The organism is Chryseobacterium artocarpi (genome assembly GCF_001684975.1).
Lineage (GTDB): Bacteria > Bacteroidota > Bacteroidia > Flavobacteriales > Weeksellaceae > Chryseobacterium > Chryseobacterium artocarpi.
The window spans coordinates 1-5,374 of sequence record NZ_MAYH01000004.1; the positions used below are offsets into that span (position 1 = coordinate 1).

2 tRNA genes and 3 rRNA genes are annotated in these 5,374 nt (G+C 46.9%); all 5 read right to left on the reverse strand.

Annotated elements, in window-relative coordinates:
- Nucleotides 1-30: 30 nt before the first annotated feature.
- Nucleotides 31-138, reverse strand: a 5S ribosomal RNA gene (rrf, locus tag BBI01_RS04405).
- 160 nt (nucleotides 139-298) lie between these two features.
- Nucleotides 299-3,054 (reverse strand): 23S ribosomal RNA (locus tag BBI01_RS04410).
- 153 nt (nucleotides 3,055-3,207) lie between these two features.
- Nucleotides 3,208-3,281: transfer RNA gene (locus tag BBI01_RS04415), tRNA-Ala, on the reverse strand.
- 87 nt (nucleotides 3,282-3,368) lie between these two features.
- Nucleotides 3,369-3,442, reverse strand: a tRNA-Ile gene (locus tag BBI01_RS04420).
- 203 nt (nucleotides 3,443-3,645) lie between these two features.
- Nucleotides 3,646-5,162 (reverse strand): 16S ribosomal RNA (locus tag BBI01_RS04425).
- The 16S, 23S and 5S rRNA genes sit together here with 2 tRNA genes alongside, the layout of an rRNA operon.
- Nucleotides 5,163-5,374 lie beyond the last annotated feature (212 nt).

Here is a 5,374-nt window from a genome sequence, read left to right on the forward strand (position 1 = left end):
ACTGTATGAGACTTTTAAAAATAAAATAAAAACTGGCGGCGACCTACTCTCCCGCGTTAGCAGTACCATCGGCGCTGGTGGGCTTAACTTCTGTGTTCGGAATGGGAACAGGTGAGCCCCACCGCTAAAACCACCCTAAAGGTTGTATATAAGATATCAGAAATTAGAGCTCAGAGTTCAGACTTTAAAGTCTGCTATCTGATGTCTTTTAGCTGACATCTGTTTTAAGCGATAAAAACTTTCACAAAGACAAAACCTTCGCTGCGCATAAAGCACTTGGTTTATATTAGTAACCATAGACTATAAATCTACGGGTAATTAGTACTACTTGGCTATGACATTACTGTCTTTACACCTATAGCCTATCAACGTCGTCATCTACAACGACCCTTAAAAGATGTCTCATCTTGAGGCGAGTTTCGCACTTATATGCCTTCAGTGCTTATCTCTTCCAAACGTAGCTACTCAGCGGTGCACCTGGCGGTACAACTGATACACCAGAGGTTTGTTCAATTCGGTCCTCTCGTACTAGAATCAAGCCCTCTCAAACATCTAACGCCCGCAATAGATAGAGACCGAACTGTCTCACGACGTTCTGAACCCAGCTCGCGTGCCACTTTAATGGGCGAACAGCCCAACCCTTGGGACCTTCTCCAGCCCCAGGATGTGACGAGCCGACATCGAGGTGCCGAACCTCCCCGTCGATGTGAGCTCTTGGGGGAGACTAGCCTGTTATCCCCGGAGTACCTTTTATCCTATGAGCGATGGCCCTTCCATACGGAACCACCGGATCACTATGTCCTGCTTTCGCACCTGATCGACTTGTAGGTCTCACAGTCAAGCACCCTTATGCCATTACACTCTACGCACGGTTACCAAGCGTGCTGAGGGTACCTTTGAAAGCCTCCGTTACTCTTTTGGAGGCGACCACCCCAGTCAAACTACCCACCACGCAATGTCCTTCTGAAAGAAGTTAGGCTCCAAGTAAGTAAAGGGTGGTATTTCAACGTCGGCTCCACAAACACTAGCGTGCCTGCTTCAAAGCCTCCCACCTATCCTACACATTACTTACTCAAAGTCAATACGAAGTTATAGTAAAGGTTCACAGGGTCTTTTCGTCCCATTGCGGGTAATCGGCATCTTCACCGATACTACAATTTCACCGAGCTCGTGGCTGAGACAGTGCCCAGATCGTTACACCATTCGTGCAGGTCGGAACTTACCCGACAAGGAATTTCGCTACCTTAGGACCGTTATAGTTACGGCCGCCGTTTACTGGGGCTTCAGTTAATGCCTTCGGTTTAACCCTAAGCACCTTCCTTAACCTTCCAGCACCGGGCAGGTGTCAGACCCTATACAGCATCTTTCGATTTAGCAGAGTCCTGTGTTTTTGATAAACAGTCGCCTGGGCCTCTTCACTGCGGCCACCATTGCTGATGGCGTCTCTTCTTCCGAAGTTACGAGACTATTTTGCCTAGTTCCTTAGCCACGACTCACTCGAGCACCTTAGGATTCTCTCCTCGACCACCTGTGTCGGTTTTGGTACGGGTTGCTTCACTTCGGCTTTTCTTGGATCAGATTACACTACAGCAGCTTCGCCCGAAGGCTAAGCCTTGACTATTCCGTCAGTCTCCAGCAGCTACATCCAACCGTCCCCTTTATTCGTGAGCAAGTATGGGAATATTAACCCATTGTCCATCCACTACCCCTTTCGGGTTCGCGTTAGGTCCCGACTAACCCTCAGCTGATTAGCATGGCTGAGGAAGCCTTGGTCTTTCGGTGAGCGGGTTTCTCGCCCGCTTTATCGTTACTTATGCCTACATTTTCTTTTCTATCCGCTCCACAATACCTCACAGTACTGCTTCGGCGCAAATAGAATGCTCTCCTACCAGATATAATAAATTATAAATCCATAGCTTCGGTAATATGTTTATGCCCGATTATTATCCATGCCGGACCGCTCGACTAGTGAGCTGTTACGCACTCTTTAAATGAATGGCTGCTTCCAAGCCAACATCCTAGCTGTCAATGCAGTCCAACCGCGTTGCTTCAACTTAACATATATTTTGGGACCTTAGCTGTTGGTCTGGGTTCTTTCCCTCTCGGACATGGACCTTAGCACCCATGCCCTCACTGCCGTAGAACATTTATTAGCATTCGGAGTTTGTCAGGAATTGGTAGGCGATGAAACCCCCGCATCCAATCAGTAGCTCTACCTCTAATAAACTTATATACGACGCTGCACCTAAATGCATTTCGGAGAGTACGAGCTATCTCCCAGTTTGATTGGCCTTTCACCCCTACCCACAGGTCATCCGAAGACTTTTCAACGTCAACCGGTTCGGTCCTCCACTCTGTGTTACCAGAGCTTCAACCTGCCCATGGGTAGATCACAAGGTTTCGCGTCTAATCCTACTAACTATCCGCCCTATTCAGACTCGCTTTCGCTCCGGCTCCGGTACTTAATACCTTAACCTCGCTAGTAAAATTAACTCGTAGGCTCATTATGCAAAAGGCACGCCGTCACAGCATATAGCTGCTCCGACCGCTTGTAGGCGTACGGTTTCAGGTTCTATTTCACCCTTCTATTCGAAGTGCTTTTCACCTTTCCTTCACAGTACTTGTTCACTATCGGTCTTTCAGGAGTATTTAGCCTTGGAGGATGGTCCCCCCATATTCAGACAGGATTTCACGTGTCCCGCCCTACTCATTTATCACTTATGTATGCCTTTCATATACGGGGCTATCACCCTCTATGGCTGTTCTTTCCAGAACATTCTATTAAACATATAAAAGCTTTTGGGCTAATCCGCTTTCGCTCGCCACTACTTACGGAATCTCTTCGATTTCTTTTCCTCCGGGTACTTAGATGTTTCAGTTCTCCGGGTTTGCTTCCCCTAAGGGATAATACATCTTCAATGTATTGGGTTGCCCCATTCGGACATCTGCGGATCAATTCGTGTGTGCCAATCCCCGCAGCTTTTCGCAGCTTACCACGTCCTTCTTCGCCTCTGAAAGCCTAGGCATCCGCCATACGCCCTTAACGATTTCTTTCCTATTGGTTACTCAAGCGCTTTATGCGCTCGGTTTTCTCTTTGTGATGTCTTTACCGTTAATGTCAATGATCTTAATGTCTTCTTTTTGGTTTAGTAAACAATTGTTGTTTTTGGCTCCAATCGTCACTTTTAAACTAAACCTCCAAAACTGTGGAGAATAAGGGAGTCGAACCCTTGACCTCCTGCGTGCAAGGCAGGCGCTCTAGCCAGCTGAGCTAATTCCCCCTCTAGTAGACTTCAGATTCCAGATTCCAGATATCAGACTTAAAATCTGATGTCTTGCATCTTATATCTTCCCGTCTTTTTAATTAGTAGTCTCGGGCAGGCTCGAACTGCCGACCTCTACATTATCAGTGTAGCGCTCTAACCAGCTGAGCTACGAGACTGTCTGTTAGACTAACAGATTTCAGATACTAGATATCAGATTTAACTGACCCTATTATCTTAATCCTTGTCTCTCTCAATCCCTTTACTAATTTCTAGTGGGTTTTGTATTTTTATATATCAACCAAACAAAAAACTAAAGCTATACTTTAAGTAAGTACTGTATCTTGCGATACTAATTTTTTTATCGTCTAACGACGCTCTAAAATGAGATGTTCCAGCCGCACCTTCCGGTACGGCTACCTTGTTACGACTTAGCCCTAGTTACCTGTTTTACCCTAGGCAGCTCCTGTTACGGTCACCGACTTCAGGTACCCCAGACTTCCATGGCTTGACGGGCGGTGTGTACAAGGCCCGGGAACGTATTCACCGCGCCATGGCTGATGCGCGATTACTAGCGATTCCAGCTTCATAGAGTCGAGTTGCAGACTCCAATCCGAACTGAGACCGGCTTTCGAGATTTGCATCACATCGCTGTGTAGCTGCCCTCTGTACCGGCCATTGTATTACGTGTGTGGCCCAAGGCGTAAGGGCCGTGATGATTTGACGTCATCCCCACCTTCCTCTCTACTTGCGTAGGCAGTCTCACTAGAGTCCCCAACTTAATGATGGCAACTAGTGACAGGGGTTGCGCTCGTTGCAGGACTTAACCTAACACCTCACGGCACGAGCTGACGACAACCATGCAGCACCTTGAAAAATGTCCGAAGAAAAGTCTATTTCTAAACCTGTCATTTCCCATTTAAGCCTTGGTAAGGTTCCTCGCGTATCATCGAATTAAACCACATAATCCACCGCTTGTGCGGGCCCCCGTCAATTCCTTTGAGTTTCAAACTTGCGTTCGTACTCCCCAGGTGGCTAACTTATCACTTTCGCTTAGTCTCTGAAGCTTGCGCCCCAAAAACGAGTTAGCATCGTTTACGGCGTGGACTACCAGGGTATCTAATCCTGTTCGCTCCCCACGCTTTCGTCCATCAGCGTCAGTTGTTGCTTAGTAACCTGCCTTCGCAATTGGTGTTCTAAGTAATATCTATGCATTTCACCGCTACACTACTTATTCCAGCTACTTCAACAACACTCAAGACTTGCAGTATCAATGGCAGTTTCACAGTTAAGCTGTGAGATTTCACCACTGACTTACAAATCCGCCTACGGACCCTTTAAACCCAATAAATCCGGATAACGCTTGCACCCTCCGTATTACCGCGGCTGCTGGCACGGAGTTAGCCGGTGCTTATTCGTATAGTACCTTCAGCTACTCTCACGAGAGTAGGTTTATCCCTATACAAAAGAAGTTTACAACCCATAGGGCCGTCATCCTTCACGCGGGATGGCTGGATCAGGCTCTCACCCATTGTCCAATATTCCTCACTGCTGCCTCCCGTAGGAGTCTGGTCCGTGTCTCAGTACCAGTGTGGGGGATCACCCTCTCAGGCCCCCTAAGGATCGTTGACTTGGTGAGCCGTTACCTCACCAACTATCTAATCCTGCGCGTGCCCATCTCTATCCACCGGAGTTTTCAATATTCATTGATGCCAACAAATATATTATGGGGTATTAATCTTCCTTTCGAAAGGCTATCCCCCAGATAAAGGCAGGTTGCACACGTGTTCCGCACCCGTGCGCCGCTCTCAAGATTCCGAAGAATCTCTACCGCTCGGCTTGCATGTGTTAGGCCTCCCGCTAGCGTTCATCCTGAGCCAGGATCAAACTCTCCATTGTATGTTTGTCTGACTCACTCAAAGTTTTGACGCTTTAGTTTTTCCTTACTTGGTTGTTATATTGTATGTCAATGATCTTTATATCTTCCGCTTTGTAACGAAGCAATCTTTCTGTCAGTGTCGCTCCGTATTTGCGAGTGCAAAAGTAAAACTTTATTTCGTAATGACCAAATGTTTTGAAAGAAAAATTTAAAGTTTTTTATGTAACCTTAA